Annotated in this window: 13 protein-coding genes and 1 pseudogene; 4 read left to right on the top strand and 10 right to left on the bottom strand. The window is 65.2% G+C overall.

The window, feature by feature from the left end; all coding sequences use genetic code 11:
* Positions 1 to 28 precede the first annotated feature (28 nt).
* On the bottom strand, positions 29 to 412 hold the full coding sequence (locus tag J8I29_RS22920; RefSeq protein WP_209433422.1) for a hypothetical protein: 384 nt from the start codon (positions 410 to 412) through the stop codon (positions 29 to 31).
* A 133-nt stretch (positions 413 to 545) separates the two neighbouring features.
* On the opposite strand from J8I29_RS22920, the gene J8I29_RS22915 reads away from it, so the two are divergent.
* Complete coding sequence (locus J8I29_RS22915; RefSeq protein WP_209433421.1) at positions 546 to 1,301, top strand: SDR family oxidoreductase; 756 nt, start codon at positions 546 to 548, stop codon at positions 1,299 to 1,301.
* Positions 1,302 to 1,442: 141 nt separating this feature from the next.
* On the opposite strand, the gene J8I29_RS22910 is transcribed toward J8I29_RS22915, so the two are convergent.
* The 4 genes from J8I29_RS22910 to J8I29_RS22895 all read right to left on the bottom strand — a co-directional run bounded on the left by J8I29_RS22910 (position 1,443) and on the right by J8I29_RS22895 (position 7,100).
* Entirely contained in the window at positions 1,443 to 1,826 is a 384-nt protein-coding gene (locus J8I29_RS22910) for a DUF779 domain-containing protein (protein ID WP_245197262.1), read from the bottom strand.
* Between the two features lie 204 nt (positions 1,827 to 2,030).
* Positions 2,031 to 3,548: an aldehyde dehydrogenase gene (gene adh / locus J8I29_RS22905; RefSeq protein WP_209433419.1), complete on the bottom strand. Its 1,518-nt coding sequence runs from the start codon at positions 3,546 to 3,548 to the stop codon at positions 2,031 to 2,033.
* A 215-nt stretch (positions 3,549 to 3,763) separates the two neighbouring features.
* Positions 3,764 to 4,738: a GAF domain-containing protein gene (locus J8I29_RS22900; RefSeq protein WP_105863558.1), complete on the bottom strand. Its 975-nt coding sequence runs from the start codon at positions 4,736 to 4,738 to the stop codon at positions 3,764 to 3,766.
* Between the two features lie 373 nt (positions 4,739 to 5,111).
* Positions 5,112 to 7,100, bottom strand: a complete 1,989-nt coding sequence (locus J8I29_RS22895; protein ID WP_209433418.1) for a hydantoinase/oxoprolinase family protein — start codon at positions 7,098 to 7,100, stop codon at positions 5,112 to 5,114.
* A gap of 333 nt (positions 7,101 to 7,433) precedes the next feature.
* On the opposite strand from J8I29_RS22895, the gene J8I29_RS22890 reads away from it, so the two are divergent.
* The gene (locus tag J8I29_RS22890; protein ID WP_105863560.1) at positions 7,434 to 7,706 is read left to right on the top strand and encodes a helix-turn-helix domain-containing protein; all 273 of its coding nucleotides are present in this window, start codon (positions 7,434 to 7,436) and stop codon (positions 7,704 to 7,706) included.
* Between the two features lie 84 nt (positions 7,707 to 7,790).
* Here the strand turns inward: J8I29_RS22890 and J8I29_RS22885 are convergent, their stop codons facing one another.
* The 4 genes from J8I29_RS22885 to J8I29_RS22870 all read right to left on the bottom strand — a co-directional run bounded on the left by J8I29_RS22885 (position 7,791) and on the right by J8I29_RS22870 (position 13,018).
* A complete protein-coding gene (locus tag J8I29_RS22885) occupies positions 7,791 to 8,318 on the bottom strand; it encodes a hypothetical protein (RefSeq protein ID WP_209433417.1) in 528 nt (175 codons plus the stop codon).
* Positions 8,319 to 8,443: 125 nt separating this feature from the next.
* Complete coding sequence (locus tag J8I29_RS22880) at positions 8,444 to 9,616, bottom strand: efflux RND transporter periplasmic adaptor subunit (protein WP_105863561.1); 1,173 nt, start codon at positions 9,614 to 9,616, stop codon at positions 8,444 to 8,446.
* A gap of 10 nt (positions 9,617 to 9,626) precedes the next feature.
* Entirely contained in the window at positions 9,627 to 12,812 is a 3,186-nt protein-coding gene (locus tag J8I29_RS22875) for a multidrug efflux RND transporter permease subunit (RefSeq protein WP_209433416.1), read from the bottom strand.
* A gap of 14 nt (positions 12,813 to 12,826) precedes the next feature.
* The gene (locus J8I29_RS22870) at positions 12,827 to 13,018 is read right to left on the bottom strand and encodes a hypothetical protein (RefSeq protein WP_146126951.1); all 192 of its coding nucleotides are present in this window, start codon (positions 13,016 to 13,018) and stop codon (positions 12,827 to 12,829) included.
* Between the two features lie 215 nt (positions 13,019 to 13,233).
* Here J8I29_RS22870 and J8I29_RS22865 point away from each other — a divergent pair, with 215 nt between their 5' ends.
* Both J8I29_RS22865 and J8I29_RS22860 read left to right on the top strand, forming a co-directional pair.
* A complete protein-coding gene (locus J8I29_RS22865) occupies positions 13,234 to 13,845 on the top strand; it encodes a TetR/AcrR family transcriptional regulator (protein ID WP_105863564.1) in 612 nt (203 codons plus the stop codon).
* Positions 13,846 to 13,985: 140 nt separating this feature from the next.
* A pseudogene (locus J8I29_RS22860) lies at positions 13,986 to 14,839 on the top strand (SDR family NAD(P)-dependent oxidoreductase).
* 236 nt (positions 14,840 to 15,075) lie between these two features.
* Here the strand turns inward: J8I29_RS22860 and J8I29_RS22855 are convergent.
* Positions 15,076 to 16,875 carry a cation:proton antiporter gene (locus J8I29_RS22855; protein WP_209433415.1) on the bottom strand — a complete coding sequence of 600 codons (1,800 nt, stop codon included), beginning with the start codon at positions 16,873 to 16,875 and terminating at the stop codon, positions 15,076 to 15,078.
* Positions 16,876 to 16,971: the final 96 nt, after the last annotated feature.

Below are 16,971 nucleotides of genomic sequence, written 5' to 3'. Positions count from 1 at the left end.
CATTGAGAGCCATATTTCGCCGTCCGATTTACGCAACGCGCCGCAGCGCTGCGATATGCTTGTCCAGCGCCACCGCGACCTTCTTGGCTCCGTAGCAGCGGAAGCGGAACGTGCCCCCGTCATGCTCGACGGCCACGATGCCGGTGACCCAGCCGAATTCCCGCCGGACCTTGCGGATGGCGGTCATCGGAATGTGGACGGGCTGCAGGCCGGTATGAAAAGCCCTGTTCAGGCCATTGGCGGCGAAGGAGACCCCTTCCGGCGTGATCTCGACGCGACCGCCGACCCACAGGCCTCCCGCCTTGCGGCGTATGCGATCGGCCGCATTGATCGCGACGCCGGGCGCCAGCTTCGACGGCGTCGCATCGGGGATGAGAGCGTTGCAAAGCTTGCGGATGTGAAGATCTGACATAGAGGCTCGCCCTATCCGAAAATTCCCATTAGAGATATTTGTCTGACAACGGAAGCGTCGCTCTGCCTTGCGGTACTCCGCCGGGCTGGACCGCGCGTTGCAACACAAATCGAATTGGAATCGGGAGGAACCCATGTCGGGTCAAGGAAAGATCGCCATCGCCACGGGCGCCGCCAGCGGCATCGGCAAGGCCGTCGCGCATGCGCTGCTGGCCGATGGCTGGTCTGTCGTGTTTACGGGGCGTCGCAAGGAGGCCCTGGAAGCCGCCATCGCCGAAAGCCCGCATGCGGCCTCTGCCCGCGCCATCGCCTCTGACGTCACCGATCCCGCTTCGGTCACGGCGCTGTTCGACGCCACCGTCGCCGCGCTCGGCCGCGTGGACCTCGTCTTCAACAATGCCGGCACCATCGCGCCCGGCGTGCCGATCGAGGACCTGCCCTTCGAGCAGTGGAAGGCGGTAATCGATACCAATGTCACCGGCGTGTTCCTGTGCACCAAGGAAGCCTTCCGCGTGATGAAGGCGCAGGAGCCGCGGGGCGGGCGCATCATCAACAATGGCTCGATCTCGGCCACCTCGCCGCGCCCGAATTCGGCGCCTTACACCGCCTCCAAGCATGCAGTGACTGGCCTGACCAAGTCCTCGTCGCTGGACGGCCGCAAATATGACATCGCCTGCGGCCAGATCGACATCGGCAACACGCTGACGCCGATGGCGTCCAAGATGCCGGGCGGCGTGCCGCAGGCCGACGGCTCGATCAAACCCGAGCCGACCTTCGACGTGAAGCATGTCGCCGACGCGGTGGTCTATATGGCCGGCCTGCCGCTCGAGGCCAATGTGCAGTTCATGACGGTGATGGCCACCAAGATGCCGCTGGTGGGGCGCGGGTAGGCGAGGAACCGGGCGCGCCGATGCGGCCGCGCACGGCGTTCGAAGCACGGTGTGCCGATCTCCAGATCGGCACCATCCCCTTGCCGGTGAGCGCTTTGGCGCGAGAATGCCGATCTGGAGATCGGCACACCAAAAAGGGCCTCAGGCCCCTCTTCTCGCCGCCGGCAGCGCGCAGATCTCCTCGCCCGAGAAGGCGCGCGAACGGGTGATGAAGCGCTTTTCCGTGCCGTTCTCCAGGGAGAACATGCCGCCGCGCCCCGGCACCACGTCGATGATCAGCTGGGTGTGGCTCCAGGCGGTGAATTGCGGGGCGCTGATATAGACGGGCGCCTCGCCGATGCTGCCCAGCAGCACGTCCTGGTCCCCGATGATGAACTCGCCTTGGCTGTAGCACATCGGCGAGGAGCCGTCGCAGCACCCGCCCGACTGGTGGAAGAGCACGGGGCCGTAGCGGGCCTGGAGGCTGGCGATCAAGTCGAGAGCGGCGGGCGTTGCCGTTACCCGTTCGAGACTGGCATCGGGCATGATCGCTCCCCTTTTCATAATGAATCACCATCTCGCGTCATTGCGAGCGCAGCGAAGCAATCCAGAAGCCGCAAATGCCGTGCCTGAACAAGCCTGGATTGCTTCGCTGCGCTCGCAATGACGGCAAGGTCGCCGATGTCTCACTATCTTGCAAAAAGGGTCGCCCGGTACGAGACCGGGCGACCAAGTCGATCCGAGCACGGATCAGAAGAAGCCAAGCTTCTTGGGGGAGTAGCTGACCAGCATGTTCTTGGTCTGCTGGTAGTGATCGAGCATCTTCTTGTGGTTCTCGCGGCCGATGCCGGACTGCTTGTAGCCGCCGAACGCCGCATGGGCCGGATAGGCGTGGTAGCAATTGGTCCAGACGCGGCCGGCCTGGATGGCGCGGCCGAAGCGATAAGCGCGCGTGCCGTCACGCGTCCAGATGCCGGCGCCGAGGCCGTAGAGCGTATCGTTGGCGATAGAAAGCGCTTCCTCGTCGTCCTTGAAGGTGGTGACGGAAACCACCGGGCCGAAGATCTCCTCCTGGAAGATCCGCATCTTGTTGTGGCCCTTGAACACCGTCGGCTTGACGTAATAGCCGCCGGCGAGCTCGCCGGGCAGGTCGGCACGCTCGCCGCCGATCAGCACCTCGGCGCCTTCCTGGCGGCCGATGTCGAAATAGCTCAGGATCTTTTCGAGCTGCTCGGAGGAGGCCTGCGCGCCGATCATGGTGGCGGGATCGAGCGGATCGCCCTGCCTGATGGCGGCGACGCGCTTCAGCGCCTTCTCGATGAAGCGGTCATAGATGCTCTCATGCACGAGAGCGCGGCTCGGGCATGTGCAGACCTCGCCCTGGTTGAGGGCGAACATCACGAAGCCCTCGATTGCCTTGTCGAGGAAATCGTCGTCCTCGGCGGCAACGTCCTTGAAGAAGATGTTGGGCGACTTGCCGCCGAGCTCCAGCGTCACCGGAATCAGGTTCTGGCTGGCATATTGCATGATCAGGCGGCCGGTGGTGGTCTCGCCGGTGAAGGCGATCTTCGCGATCCGGTTCGACGAGGCCAGAGGCTTGCCGGCTTCCAGCCCGAAGCCGTTGACAATGTTGAGCACACCGGGCGGCAGGATGTCGGCGATCAGCTCGGCCAGGACCAGGATGGAGGCGGGCGTCTGCTCGGCCGGCTTGATCACCACGCAATTGCCGGCGGCGAGCGCCGGGGCGAGCTTCCAGACCGCCATCAGCAGCGGGAAGTTCCAGGGGATGATCTGGCCGACGACGCCGAGCGGCTCATGGAAATGATAGGCGACGGTGTCGTGGTCGATCTCGGAGATGCCGCCTTCCTGGGCGCGCAGCACGCCGGCGAAATAGCGGAAATGATCGACACCGAGCGGCAAATCGGCGGCCATGCTCTCGCGGATCGGCTTGCCGTTGTCCCAGGTCTCGGCCAGAGCGAGCGTTTCCAGATTGTCTTCCATCACCTGGGCGATGCGCAGCAGCAGCAGCGAACGCTCCGCCGCACTGGTACGGCCCCAGGCGTCCTTGGCGGCATGGGCGGCGTCGAGGGCGGCTTCCACGTCGGCTGCATCGGAGCGGGCGACCTCGCACAGAACCCGACCGTTGACGGGTGAAGTGTTCTCGAAATATTTGCCGCTGCGTGGCTCCGCCCACTGGCCGCCGATGAAATTGCCATAGCGTGGCTTGAACAGCGTTCCGGGCGAGCGGACGATCTCGGGCTTATTCATGCAACTTCCTCCTTGAGCGCGCCAATTGATGGTTCTGGGCTGGCGTCGTCGGGGAAGGAGGATGGGCGTGACGGGGGCGCTTGTCAGGATAGGCGCGGACGATGGCGGCAGCGATGTGTCTCAGGGATGAGACAGGTTGAGATACCAGATCGCCCTTTCGGCATGCCGATTTCCTCAGCTCCATCAAGAGATGGAGCGGGATCGGCACACCGAAGTCAGCTCTCCCGCCCCAGGCCCAGCCGCGCGATCTTGCGATGCATGGTGGCACGGCTGACGCCGAGCAGGCGGGCCGCGGCCGAGACATTGCCCTTCGCCCTCGACAGCGCCTGGCGCACGGCGGCACGCTCACCGGCGAGCAGCCCGTCGCCGGGCCGAACCGTTTCGCCATCGACGAGATCGCTGGCCGGGAAGGGATTGCGCAGATGCTCGTCCGTCAGCCCATAGACGAGGCGCGCGGCCCGGCTGGCGCCGATAACGAGATCCTCCCTGTCGACGGCGAGCAGGCCGGCCGGGCCGGCCCCTGCATCGGGCCCGACCAGGATGCGCGCATGGCGGAAGGCCTCGCGGAAATGCTGGGTCTCGATGCGGGTAGCCGCGTCCCGTGTCGCAGCCGCTACCAGTTTGAGGATGCCAGGCGTCAGGTCGGATCGGCAGGTCGAGACGTCGAGCGTGCCCATCAGGCGGCCATTCGCGTCCCAGATCGGCGCCACCGTGCAGCTCAGCCCGATATTGCGGGTGAGGAAATGCTGGTCGCGATGGATGGTCAGCGCGCGCCCTTCCGCGATGCAGGTGCCGACACCGTTGGTGCCCTCGCTCTGCTCGCTCCAGACCATGCCGGTCCACAGGCCGAGAGCCTCGAAATCGGCATCGTCCCCCGCTACGCCGCGCCGATCCAGCGGCACGCCGTCATCATCGGTGAGGAGCACGCAGCAGCCGGCGTCACCGACCGCCTGGAACAGGCGGTCGAGCGTTCCCTGCGCCAGCCGTACCAGCAGCTCCATGCGCGACAAGGCCGCCTTGAATTCGCTGTCGCCGAGGCGAAGGGGCGGCGGGGCATGGTCGGGATCGAGACCGTAATGGCTCATGGAGCGCGACCAGGAGGCTGCGACCGCTGACTGCGCACTCGAGGTGCCGTCATTCAAGGTGGCATAGACCAGATCCGCGTGATGCGGACGGTCCGACTTACCCATTCCCGGCATTCGCTCCGCCCTCCGCATGCATTCCGACAGGGGGAGCCCGACAGGTCACTCCCGGCATCGACGCGGTTGCCGGTATCTTCCGCCGGAATTTCCCAGCCTGTCAATTGCAGCAGCGATTTTGGCCCATTCCCAAAGCGCTTTGGAGAACGAATTTGTCATTCGATGCGTCAACATCGCGCAGAGGCGGCAGATTCAACCTCCTTCCGGCTTACGATACAGTTGCAGTTCCTGTTCCCGGCGGCCTCTATCGTCATTGCGAGCGCAGCGAAGCAATCCGAGGGCCGAGAAACACGGCATCCGTGGCTTCTGGATTGCTTCGCTACGCTCGCAATGACGGTGGAACAACAGAACTACGACTGTAGTCCTACACACTGATCCTGGGCCGGCCCGACGCCCGGGCCGTCACCAGCGCCTCCACGAACAATTCCCGGCCCTCGGCCACGACCTTTTTCTCGTCGACGCTCACCGAGGTCTCGACGGTAGCGGCGCCCGCGGTAAGCGCGTCGCCCTCGGCCTGGACCCGGGCCGCCTCCTGCGCGTGAACCAAGGCTTCACCGAGATCGAGAATGTCGCGCGTCCCCGAGCGGGTGAACACCCGGAAGATGCCCTCCACCGGCTGCAGCACCTTAACCTCGGCCGAGACATGCACGCCGCCGACCACGGCGCCGACCGCATTGGCGACCTCGGCATGTTCGGGCACCAGCGAGGGCGCGCCGACCAGGCCGGCGATGTCGCCGTAATAGGTCGCGGCGGAAGCGCCGAGCCCGACCACCGGCGCCGTCAGCGACAGGCCGATCCTGACGAGGCCGCTATGGCCGTCGAGTGCCGCCACCGCCAAGGCATGGCGCGACAGGCCTGCTTCTCGGAAGCCGTCCTCGGCCAAAGCGCATTCCAGCAGGAACTCGGCCGAGCGGCGGGTCAGGGTCTCGATGATCCGCCGCGCCAGTTCCTCGGCGCTGTCGGCAAAGGGCAGCCCCATGGCGTTGCGCCGCCTGGCGAACAGCGTCAGGCCCTTCTCGGCCGCCGCCTGGTCCCAGGCGCGATGCAGCCCGAGTTGGTGGGCGGCATCGGAAGGCGTCAGCGCCGCCATGATGGCGAGGCGCCGGTTGACCAGGCGCTGCAGGGCGTTGAACTCGCGCCGGTTGTTGATCAGCTTGTCCGCGGCCATCGGCCCGGCCTCCAGCCGCGCCAGCACCTCAGCCTCCAGCGCGGGCAATTCCGCCAGGGGCGGATGCAGGCGCAAGGCGAAGCGGCCGAAGAGGTCGTTGGGCAGATCGGCCCTGAGCTGGCGCTCGAGCGTCGAATGCACGAGGTCGGCATGGCTTTCGGCGAGCAGGGACAGGGGCACGGCACGGCGGGGGCCGAGCTTGAGTGCGGTATCCAGGCCATGCTGCTCGATCGCCACCTCGCTGTCGCCGCCAAGGCCGCAGGTGCGGATGGCGATGGCTTCCACCATGGTGCGGAAGCCGCCGATCAGGGCGCCGGCCGGATCGATGCGGGGCCTCGCACCGCGCAGCACGACGACATCGGTGGTGGTGCCGCCGATGTCGGAAATCAGGGCGTCCGGGGCGCCGGCGAGGAAGGCGCCGCCCACGGCGCTGGCGGCCGGGCCCGAAAAGATTGTCTCGATCGGCTTGGCCTTGGCGACCTCGGCCGCCACCAGCGAGCCGTCGCCGCGCACCACCATCAGGGGCGCGGCGATGCCGAGTGCGGCGAGCCGCCCCTCGGTCGCGGCGATCAGCGCCTCGAGAAGATGGATCAGGCGGGCATTGAGCACGCAGGTGAGCGCCCGCTTCGGCCCATCCAGCCTGGCGGAGAGCTCGTGGCCGCAGGTGACGGGCAGGCCGGTTTCACGCCGCAGGATCTCGCGGGCCGCGATTTCATGGCTGGGATCGAGCACGGCAAAGCGTCCGGTCACCGCAAACCCGGTCAGCCCCGGCGCCAAAGCGCGGGCCTGCTCGGCGAGGCCGGCCTCGTCGAGCGGCGCGCGGGCCTGGCCCATGGCGTCATGGCCGCCGGCGATCAGCAGGACCGGATCGCCGTTCAACGCAGCCTTGAGATCCGGCCGCTCGGCGTCGTCGGCATCGAAGCCGATATAGACGAGGCCGACGCGCCCACCCTGCCCCTCCACCATGGCATTGGTGGCGAGCGTGGTGGAGAGCGAGACCAGGGCGATATGCGCGGGCGCGACGTCGGACTGGGCCAGCACCGCGCCGACGGCCCCGCCGACACCGATGGCGAGATCATGATGGGTGGTCAGCGACTTGGCCTTGGCGAGAACGCCCTTCTCTTCGTCATAGAGGACGGCATCGGTGAAGGTGCCGCCCGTATCGATACCCAACAAAACAGCCATGATGTCAGCTACGCCCTATCAGATCTTTCTTGCTGATACGCGAATTCGAGGCGCGCCGCTTGCCCATACCGGCATTTTTTTGGACGGTGGCAGTCTTTCCCCGGGGCGTGGCGCGTTCAGGGCAACGCAGGTTTAGGCGAAAACGCTGCTTTGCTCTAACTCTTCGCTTCGATGCGCCTTTGCGATTCGAGGTGAGTCGGTGAAATCGTAAAGCGCTTCGGCTATAGGGCGATGCAGCGCCTCCGGGTGTGGAACTTCCTCCGTCGGCTGCGGATGTCCGCGATATCGATGACTTGAACGTCCTTTCAGTATTTGAGAAATGCGAGGCTGCCCATGATCACCGCTGCCCAGATGCGCGCTGCCCGTGCCCTGCTCGGCATCGACCAGCGCCAGCTCGCTGACCTGTCGGGGGTTTCCCTGCCGACGGTTCAGCGCATGGAGGCGAGCGAGGGCAATGTTCGCGGCGTGGTCGATACGTTGACGAAAGTGATCGAGGCCCTTGATCGAGCCGGCGTCGAGCTGATCGGCGACAACGCCGTCAGCCGCGAGGGTGGGCGAGGCGTGCGCCTCAAGCTGCCCAAATCGCCGGAAAGCCCCTCGGCCTGATCCGGAGTGCGGCTCGCGGCGGCGGCCATCGCGCAGACCGTCGCGCCCGGCTCACGGTACCGAGGGATGCAAGTCCTGTTGTCGCTAGCGTGCAACCTCGATCGTGACGGCAATGTTCTCCGGTGGATTATCTGCTGGATTGATAAAGTCCGTGTGCAATTGAAGCGTATCCACCCCAACATATCCCGGGTTTGATCGATAATTTACCGCCGCCATCGGAACCTTAACACTATTGCATCGATAGTTATCATTCCATTCCGGATAGTTGGTATAGCCCATCTTTCGAATAACGGTGGCCGTTCCATGCTGAGGCGGAACGATGATCTTTACTGAGGGTACAGCCGAATTCGTCTCGCAGGGCCTCTTGAACTGATAGGCCGTGTAAAATTCGACCTCTTTCCCTGATTTCGCATGATGCGTAAAAGCAGAGGTAGCCCTCAGATTGGCACCGACAGGAGCATTGCCTGTCACGCACCCCGCTGAAATTGACGCAACCATGAGAGAGGCAAAAGCAAGAGCGATCTTCACGGCAATGTTTTCCCCGATGGCACCGACTTCATAAATAGAGAGCGAAGCGGGAAAGAATGCGACGACTGGAAATAACATCGCCACGCAAAATATTCCGACCTCGGAATACCCTTGCGGCCGGAATGAAAAAGGCCGGCCGGGACGATGTCCGGCCGGCCAGGCTGCGCCGCGACGGGCCGAGGCGAGGCCCCGTCGTTCGCTGGAAGGAATCAGGCGCCCGCCTTCTGCGGCAGGGGCTGGACCGGCATGCCCGGGAAGATTTTCTGGATGTTGCCGGCGATGATCTGGTCGGTTTCCTTCACCCCCTTGGTCACCGCGATCAGCGGCCCCTGGGCCGGGCCGAGTTCGACCAGGCGCATCTCCACCTTGTTGCCCTCGCCGACGACATAGACATATTTGCCGAGCTGGCTCGAACCGAGGGCGGCCTGCGGCACCAGCAGCGTGTCGGGCCGTTCGCCGATGCTCAGCCGAAGATTGACATATTGGCCGGGCAGCAGGCTGCGGTCGGCATTGGCGGTGGTGGCGCGGGCGGTGATGGTGCCGGTGGCGCGGTCGACGACATTGTCCAGGAAGGTGAGCTCGCCCTGATGGCTCGCCTCGTTCTGGCCGGGCACGATGATGTCGGCCAGGACCTTGCCGGCTGCCTTGGCCTTGAGGATCTGCGTGAGCTCGGCCTCCGTCGGCGTGAACGTCACATAGATCGGGCTGAGCTGCACCAGCGTATTGAGCACGGTGCCGCCAGGGCTGACCAGCGTGCCGGCCGCGGCCTGGTTGCGGCCGAGCCGTCCGTCGAAGGGAGCCTTGATCTCGGTATAGGCAAGGTTGAGTTCCGCCGCCTGGATCGCCGCCTTGTCGGCAAGGAGAGTCGCCTCGCCCTGCTTGACCGCGCTGGTGCGCTGGTCGAACAGGTCCTTCGACAGGAAGCCTGTCTTGCTGAGGTCATTGCCGCGGGTGAGGCTGGTCTTGGCATATTCGAGCGCGGCGGTATCACGCTCGGCCTGGGCCTTCACCTGCGCCAGCGCGGCCTGATAGTCGCGCGCGTCGATCCGGTAGAGGATGTCGCCCTGCTTCACATCGGTGCCATCGGGCACGGCCTGGTCGAGCATATAGCCCGAGACCTTGGCCTGCAGGGCGATGCTGCGGATCGATTCCGTACGGGCGGGATAGTTGAGGAAGAGCGGAATGGACTTCTTGACCACGGAGGCGACCGGCACCGGCATGGCCTGCATGGCCGGTGCCGGATTGGCGGAGGCCGGCTTGCTCAGCACCCCGGCCAGGAGTTCCTGGCCGGCGGCGAGGAGATGCGGCTTGTCCTTGAGGTAGTAGCCGCCGCCTGCGGCGGCGACCACGACGATGGCGGTAGCGATTTTCCAGATACGCATCGGTATCCCCTTATTCGGCGGCCTGGATCCGGGGCGGCACAGCGTCCTCGGACTCGTCAGGCGTGCTTTCGGTATGGCGTGAATCTTTCCTGGCGGAGAGCCGGCGCTCGCGCCAGCGCTCGATGATGGCGTAGAACACCGGCACGAAGAGCAGCGTCAGCACGGTGGCCACCAGCATGCCGCCGAACACGGCCGTGCCGAGCGACTGGCGGCTGGCAGCACCGGCCCCGGTCGCCTTCACCAGCGGCACCACGCCCAGGATGAAGGCGAAGGCCGTCATCAGGATCGGGCGCAGGCGCAGGCGGCCGGCTTCCATCGCCGCCTCGACGATGCCATGGCCCTGCTCGCGCAGATGCTTGGCGAACTCCACGATCAGAATGGCGTTCTTGGCGGCGAGGCCGATCAGCATGACGAAGCCGATCTGCGAATAGACGTCGAGCTGCATGGCGCGCAACCAGATGGCGAGCAGCGCACCGAACAGGCCGAGCGGCACCGCCAGCAGCACCATGAACGGCATGGACCAGCTCTCATACTGGGCGGCCAGGATCAGGAAGACGAACACGATGGCAAGGGCGAACACCGCCGCCGCGATCGAGCCGGCCTTGAGCTCCTGGAAGGTGATGCCGGTCCATTCATAGTTGAAGCCATTCGGCAGGGTTGCGGCTGCCACCCTCTGCATCGCCTCGATGGCCTGGCCCGAGGAGTAGCCGGGCGCGGGAGCGCCATTGATGAGGGCGGCCCCGTAATTGTTGTAATGGGTCACCGTCTCCGGCCCGACGATCGGCTTCAGCGCCCCCAATGTCGACAGGGGCACCATGTTGCCGGTGGCATTGCGGACATAGAGGCGGCTGATGTCGCCGGGATCGGCTCGCGAATCCTTGTCGGCCTGCAGCGTGACGCGGAAGGTGCGCCCGAACTGGTTGAAGTCGTTCACATAGAGCGAGCCAAGATAGATCTGCAGCGTGTTGAAGATGTCCGGCAGATTCAGGCCGAGCAGCTTGGCCTTGTTGCGGTCGAGGTCGTAGTTGAACTGCGGCGTCGAGGTCGAGAAGGTGGTGAACAGGGTCTGCGGGTTGAGCTCTGGCTGCTTGCGCGCCTCGGCGAGCAGGGCCTGCGCCGCCTCGTTGACCGCGAAGGGACCGCGCCCGTTCAGGTCCTCGATCTGGAACTCGAAACCGCCGGTGGTGCCGAGGCCCTGGATGGAGGGCGGTTCGAAGGCCAGCACGAAACCATCGGTAATGCCGAACAGCTTCGGGCGCACCTTGTTGACGATATCGGTGGCGCTAAGGCCGGGTCCACGCTCATCCCACGGTTTGAGGATGGCGAACTCGACCGCGGCGCTCGATTGCTGGGCATTGGTGAGGAAGTTCAGACCGGAGATCGACATGATGTCCTCGACACCGGGCTCGGCCATCAGGATCTGGCGCACCTGCTTGGCGGCGGCGTCGGTGCGTTCGAGCGAGGCGCCGTCCGGCAATTGCAGGACGACGAAGAAGTAGCCCTGGTCTTCCGAGGGAAGGAAGGTGGAGGGCACCCGCGTCGAGATCCAGTAGGTCGCGGCCAGCACGACGGCAAACGCGCCCATCATCAGCCAGCGCAGCTTGATGAAGCCGCGCACCGAGGCGGCATAGCCGTGCGACAGCCTGTCGAAGCCGGCATTGAACCAGCGGAACAGGAAGAAGCGCGAGGCCGGCTTGTGGCTGAGGAAGGCGGCCGACAAGGCCGGGCTCAGGGTCAGCGAGTTGAAGGCCGAGATGCCGACCGAGATCGCCACGGTCAAGGCGAACTGGTTGTAGAGCTGGCCGGCGACGCCGGGAATGAAGGCGACGGGAACGAACACCGCCATCAGCACCGCCGTGGTGGCGACGATCGGGCCGGTGACCTCCTTCATGGCGATCTTGGCCGCCTGCAGCGGGGGATGTCCCGCCTCGAGCTGTCTTTCGACGTTCTCCACCACCACGATGGCATCGTCGACCACCAGGCCGATGGCGAGCACCATGCCGAGCAGGGAGAGCATGTTGAGCGAGAAGCCCATGGCGAGCATCACCACCATGGTCGCGATCAGCGACACCGGGATGGCGATGACCGGGATGAGCACGGTGCGCCAGTTCTGCAGGAAGATATAGACGACGAGGACGACGAGGATGAGTGCCTCGACCAGCGTCTTGACGACATCCTCCATCGCGGCCGACACGAAGCGGGTCGTGTCGTATTTCATCGAATATTCGATGCCCTTGGGGAACCGCGCCGAAAGCTCCTTCATCTTGGCTTCGACGGCTTCCTTCAGCTTGAGCGAGTTGGAGCCGGGCGCCTGGAAGACGCCGAGCACCACCATCGGCTTTTCGCCGTGATAGGCCGAGGAGGAATATTGCAGCGAGCCGAGCTCGATGCGCGCGACGTCACGCAGCCGCACCACCGAACCGCCGGCCGGATTGGCCCGGACGACGATGTTGCCGAACTCCTCCGGATCGCTGAGGCGGCCGGTGGCGTTGACCTGCATTTCGAAAGCGGTGCCCGCCGGCGCCGGGTTCTGGCCGATCTTGCCGGCCGCGACCTGCACGTTCTGCTCGGCGACGGCATTCTGCACGTCCACGGCCGTGATGCCGAGATTGGCGAGCTTGTCGGGATCGAGCCAGATGCGCATGGAATAGCGCCGCTCGCCGAAGATCCTGACGTCGCCGACGCCCGGCAGGCGCTTCAGCGGGTCGACGATCTGCAGATAGGCGTAGTTGCTGAGCGCGACCGAATCCACCGAATTGTCCGGCGAGGTCAGGTCGACGATCAGCACGAAGTTGGGATTGGCCTTGGTGACCGAGACACCGGACTGGTTGACGATCGCCGGCAGCGAGGAGGCTGCCTGGGCCACGCGATTCTGCACGTCCATCGCCGCGATGTTCAGGGGATAGCCGACATCGAAGGTGACGGTGATGTTGGACGAACCGTCATTGGAGCTGGCCGAGGACATGTAGATCATGCCCGGCACGCCGTTGATCTGCTGCTCGAGCGGCGTGGTCACCGTATCGGCGACGACCTGCGAGCTGGCGCCGGGATAGCTGGCGCTGACCTGGATCTGGGGCGGCGTGATATTGGGAAACTGGGCGACCGGCAGCAGAAAATAAGCAATCGCCCCCGCCATCACCATGATGATGGCGATGGCCGAGGCGAAGATCGGACGTTGAATGAAGTAATTGACCATGGTGAAGCTCTGCGTCAGCCGCCTTGGATGCCACCATGTGGCATGGCGGTGTCAGAAAATGTCAGGAGGATCGGCGGCAGGTCCTGCTCTTCGGCGAGACGGCGGGCCTGACTGGCAAGCATCGTCCTCAATGAAACCGGATCGACACCGTCGGCCCGCATGAGGGCGAGCGTCAGCGGATCGTTCAGCAGCTGATCGACGGTCATATTGCAGCCCCGCTGAGCCATGACTCCTCCAGCGCGGAAACATGGGTCCATGCTCCGCCGAATCCGTTTGACGATGTGTCGCTTCCTGGTGAATTGTCTCTCTAACAAGGCTGGATCGCAGTGGGATGACGAAACGGCCTTGACGACGCCTTACCAAGCTGTTACCGATCAGTAACAGCGACACTGTTACAGGTCGGTAACAGTTTGGTCAAGCCATGAGCCAGAAAATTTTGGAACAAAGCGAAGAGTCACTCTGCTGCCCCGGACAGCGTCCGCGAGACCGCATCGTCGTCACTGCGCGTGACCTCTTCCATCGGCATGGCATCAACACCATCGGCGTCGACACCATCGCCAAGGTCGCCGGCACCAACAAGATGACGCTCTATCGTCATTTCGGCTCCAAGGACGATCTCATCGTCGAATGCCTGCGGGCGGCGGAGATCGACAACCAGGCACGCTGGGCCCAGCTCGAGGCCGAGCATCCGGGCGATGCCCACGCCCAATTGCTGTCCTGGGTCGGCAAATGCGCCGACTATATCGAGGCCGATAATCGCGGCTGCGAATTCGCCAATGCCGCCGTCGAGCTCTCGGGCGAGGACCATCCGGCGCGTCGCTTGGTCGAGGAGTTCAAGAAGAGGCATCGCGACCGCCTGGCCCTGCTCTGCCGGCAGGCGGGCCTCGACCAGCCGGATCTGGTCGCCGATACGCTGCATCTCCTGCTGGAAGGCGCCCGCGTCAGCCGCCAGAGCGCCGGTCCGGAAGGTCCGAGCGCCCGCTTCGTGCGCATGGCCGAGGGTGTCATCGCCTCCTTCGGCAAGAGCGCCTGATCCGCCGAAAACCTTCCAACCGGCTGCGAACTTTCGTCGGCCGCCATGGCATTTGGGTCGAATTTTCGCTATCAGCACATGATCTTTCTGCTGTGGGCGATGCCCGATCGCCCCCTTCGGCATTGCAAGGAAGCTCCGCCATGTCCCATCCAGCGCTCGTGCCCGGCGCGGTCGCCGTCGTCACTGGCGGCGCTAGCGGCATCGGTCTCGCCGCGGCCGTCAAATTCGCCTCCCTCGGCCTCAAGGTTGCGATCGCCGATCTCGGCGAGGAGAGCTTGCGGCCGCTGCCGAAACAATCGCGTCGGCCGCGCCGGAAGGACGGCAGGCCGTGCTCGCCTCGGCCACCGATGTCAGCGACGCGGAGGCCCTGCTCGGCCTGCAGCAGCAGGTGAACGAGCGTTTCGGCGGCACGGACGTGCTGATGAACAATGCCGGCATCCAGCCGGGCTCGAAACTGTTCGACGCCCGCGAGGACCGGACCTGGGAGCGCATTTTCTCGGTCAATCTCAAGGGCGTGATCCAGGGCACTCAGATCTTCGCGCCGGGCATGATCGCGCGTGGGCGCCCCGGCCTCATCATCAACACCGGCTCCAAGCAGGGCATCACCACGCCGCCCGGCGATCCTGCCTACAATGTCTCCAGGGCGGCGGTGAAGGCTTTCACCGAAGCTCTGCAGCACGAGCTGCGCAATACCGAAGGCTGCCGGATATCGGCGCATCTGCTGATCCCGGGCTTCGTCTTCACGCCGCTCGCCGCCAAGGGCCGCACCGACAAGCCGGCGGGCGCCTGGACCCCGGAGCAGACCGTGGATTTCATGCTCGGACGTCTGGAAGCCGGCGATTTCTACATTCTCTGCCCCGACAACGAGGTGCCACGCTCGCTCGACGAGCGCCGCATCGCCTGGGCGGCGGGCGACATCATCGAGAACCGCCCGCCGCTGTCGCGCTGGCATCCAGACTATGCCGAAAAATTCGCCGAATTCCTGAAGAGATGAGGACATTGGGAGTGGTCTTCAGAGACTGACTCAATAATCGCAAACAGAGCCGGGAAAAGCTCGGTTTTGTCATGCCCGGGCTTCGTCCCGGGCATCCAGAGACCGCCATTTGTCGAGATTGCGGCGCTGGATTGCCGGGACGAAGCCCGGCAATGACAAAAGTCGAGTTTCACGGATTTTTCGGTCAGGCTCTTCAGACCCGCCCCCCTTTCCACGGGGGCGTCGGGAACAAAGCTCTAGGACGGGGTGACTGCCGAACGGCGGCTGCGCTTGGGCTTGACGGCATGGGTTTCCCGCCCGGCCGCCGTCTGCAATTCGCGGCGGAAGACGTCGCGACGCTCATGGATGGAGGCGATCACCGGCCCGGCCGGCACACCGAGGCCGGCCAGGGCCGCCTCCGACAGCTGAAGGCTCGCCTCGATGGTTTCGGGCACGGCGTCGGTGACGCCGAGCGCGTAGAGCTTGCTGGCGTGATCGGCATCGCGCGAACGCGCCACGATGACGAGATCCGGCCGCAGGCTGCGCGCGGTGGCGACCACGGCCTCGATCTGGCGGGGCTGGTCGATGGTGACGACCAAGGCCGAGGCCTCGGCGAGGCCGCAGCGCTCCAGGAAGGCGGCGTTGGTGGCATCGCCCCAATAGACCGGCTTCTTGCTCTCGCGCCAACGCGCCACCGCCTTGGCGTTCGCATCCACGGCGAGATAGGCGATCTTGTGCTCGGCGAGCATCTCGGCCACCAGGCGGCCGACGCGGCCATAGCCCACCACGATGGCGCGGCGCTGCTTGTCCTCGGGCGGGCCCTCCAGGGCCGCCGCTTCCACCGGCACCGCCAGCTCATAGCGCTTGGCGATGCGGCGGCCGAGCACGCCCAGCACGGGTATGGAGGCCATCGAAAGGGACGCGATGGCCACCACCAGCGCCGACTGCTCCGGCGTGAGGATGGAAAGCTGGGTGGCGAGCGTGAACACCACGAAGGCGAACTCGCCGGCCGAGGCGAGCAGGAAGGCGGTTTCGATCGAGACAGCCTTGGGCACCCGGTAAAGACGGCAGAGACCGAAGATCAGCAGGCCCTTGACCAGCACCAGCGCCAGCACGGCGCCGACGATCAGCAGCGGATAGCGGACCACCACGCCGAGATCGACGCTCATGCCGACGGTGAAGAAGAACACGCCGAGCAACAGGCTCTTGAAGGGTTCGATCGTCGCCTCGATGGCGCGGCGATATTCGGTCTCGGCCAGCAGCAGCCCGGCAATGAAGGCGCCGAGCGCCATGGAGAGCCCCTCGCTCGCCGCCGCCACGCCGGCCCCGATCGCCACGAACAGGGTGGCGGCGATGAAGAGTTCCGGATTCTCGGGATTCGCCACCAGGCGGAACAGCGGACGCAGCAGGAAATGGCCGGCGATCACGATGGCGGCGATGGTCAGCACCGCCAGGCCGAGGGCATAGCCGAGGCCGACCAGCACGGAGCGGTCGGAATGCCCGCCCATGGTCCCGACCAGGAACAGCACGGGCACCACGGCGAGATCCTGCAGGAGCAGCACGGCGAAATTGACGCGCCCGGTGGCTGAGGCCATGCGTTTCTGCCCGGCCAGCACCTCCACCACGATGGCCGTGGACGACAGCGCGAGACCTGCGGCGACCACCAGCGCCGCCTCCGACGGCATCACCAGGCGGGCGAGCAGGGCGACGGCGATGGTGGAGGCCACCACCTGCAGGCTGCCCAGGCCGAAGACCAGGCGGCGCATGGTCATCAGGCGGGCGAGCGACAATTCCAACCCGATGACGAACAGCAGGAACACCACGCCGAACTCGGCGATGCGGGCGATGGTCTCGCGCTCGCTGATGGCGATCCAGTCGATATAGGGCACATAGGAAGACAGGGCACCGACGCCGGTCGGGCCCATCACGGCGCCGGCCGCCAGGAAGCCGATAACCGGGCTGACATGCAGGCGGCGCACGAGCGGCACCACCACGCCGGCCGTGCCGAGCACGACCAATGCATCCTTCAAAGCCGCGAGATCGACCGCTCCAGCCAAACCTGCCCCCGCATTGTTCGATTATGCCTATCGAACAACGAAGGACCCTGCTTCGCCAACCGAAAATCACCGGCGGCGGGCATAAATTTTGGAGTG

The sequence above is a fragment of the Labrys sp. LIt4 genome, assembly GCF_017813775.1.
GTDB lineage: Bacteria > Pseudomonadota > Alphaproteobacteria > Rhizobiales > Labraceae > Labrys > Labrys okinawensis_A.
Note: the sequence above shows the minus strand (reverse complement) of the source record. Positions and strands in the feature narration are given on the sequence as shown.

Excerpts from the sequence above, each read along its gene's own strand:
- J8I29_RS22900 (WP_105863558.1), bottom strand. The coding sequence starts at position 4,738 with ATGGGTAAGTCGGACCGTCCGCATCACGCGGATCTGGTCTATGCCACC.
- J8I29_RS22865 (WP_105863564.1), top strand. The coding sequence starts at position 13,234 with ATGAGCCAGAAAATTTTGGAACAAAGCGAAGAGTCACTCTGCTGCCCC.
- J8I29_RS22880 (WP_105863561.1), bottom strand. The coding sequence starts at position 9,616 with ATGCGTATCTGGAAAATCGCTACCGCCATCGTCGTGGTCGCCGCCGCA.
- J8I29_RS22870 (WP_146126951.1), bottom strand. The coding sequence starts at position 13,018 with ATGACCGTCGATCAGCTGCTGAACGATCCGCTGACGCTCGCCCTCATG.
- J8I29_RS22875 (WP_209433416.1), bottom strand. The coding sequence starts at position 12,812 with ATGGTCAATTACTTCATTCAACGTCCGATCTTCGCCTCGGCCATCGCC.
- J8I29_RS22895 (WP_209433418.1), bottom strand. The coding sequence starts at position 7,100 with ATGGCTGTTTTGTTGGGTATCGATACGGGCGGCACCTTCACCGATGCC.
- J8I29_RS22920 (WP_209433422.1), bottom strand. The coding sequence starts at position 412 with ATGTCAGATCTTCACATCCGCAAGCTTTGCAACGCTCTCATCCCCGAT.
- J8I29_RS22915 (WP_209433421.1), top strand. The coding sequence starts at position 546 with ATGTCGGGTCAAGGAAAGATCGCCATCGCCACGGGCGCCGCCAGCGGC.
- J8I29_RS22910 (WP_245197262.1), bottom strand. The coding sequence starts at position 1,826 with ATGCCCGATGCCAGTCTCGAACGGGTAACGGCAACGCCCGCCGCTCTC.
- J8I29_RS22890 (WP_105863560.1), top strand. The coding sequence starts at position 7,434 with ATGATCACCGCTGCCCAGATGCGCGCTGCCCGTGCCCTGCTCGGCATC.
- adh (WP_209433419.1), bottom strand. The coding sequence starts at position 3,548 with ATGAATAAGCCCGAGATCGTCCGCTCGCCCGGAACGCTGTTCAAGCCA.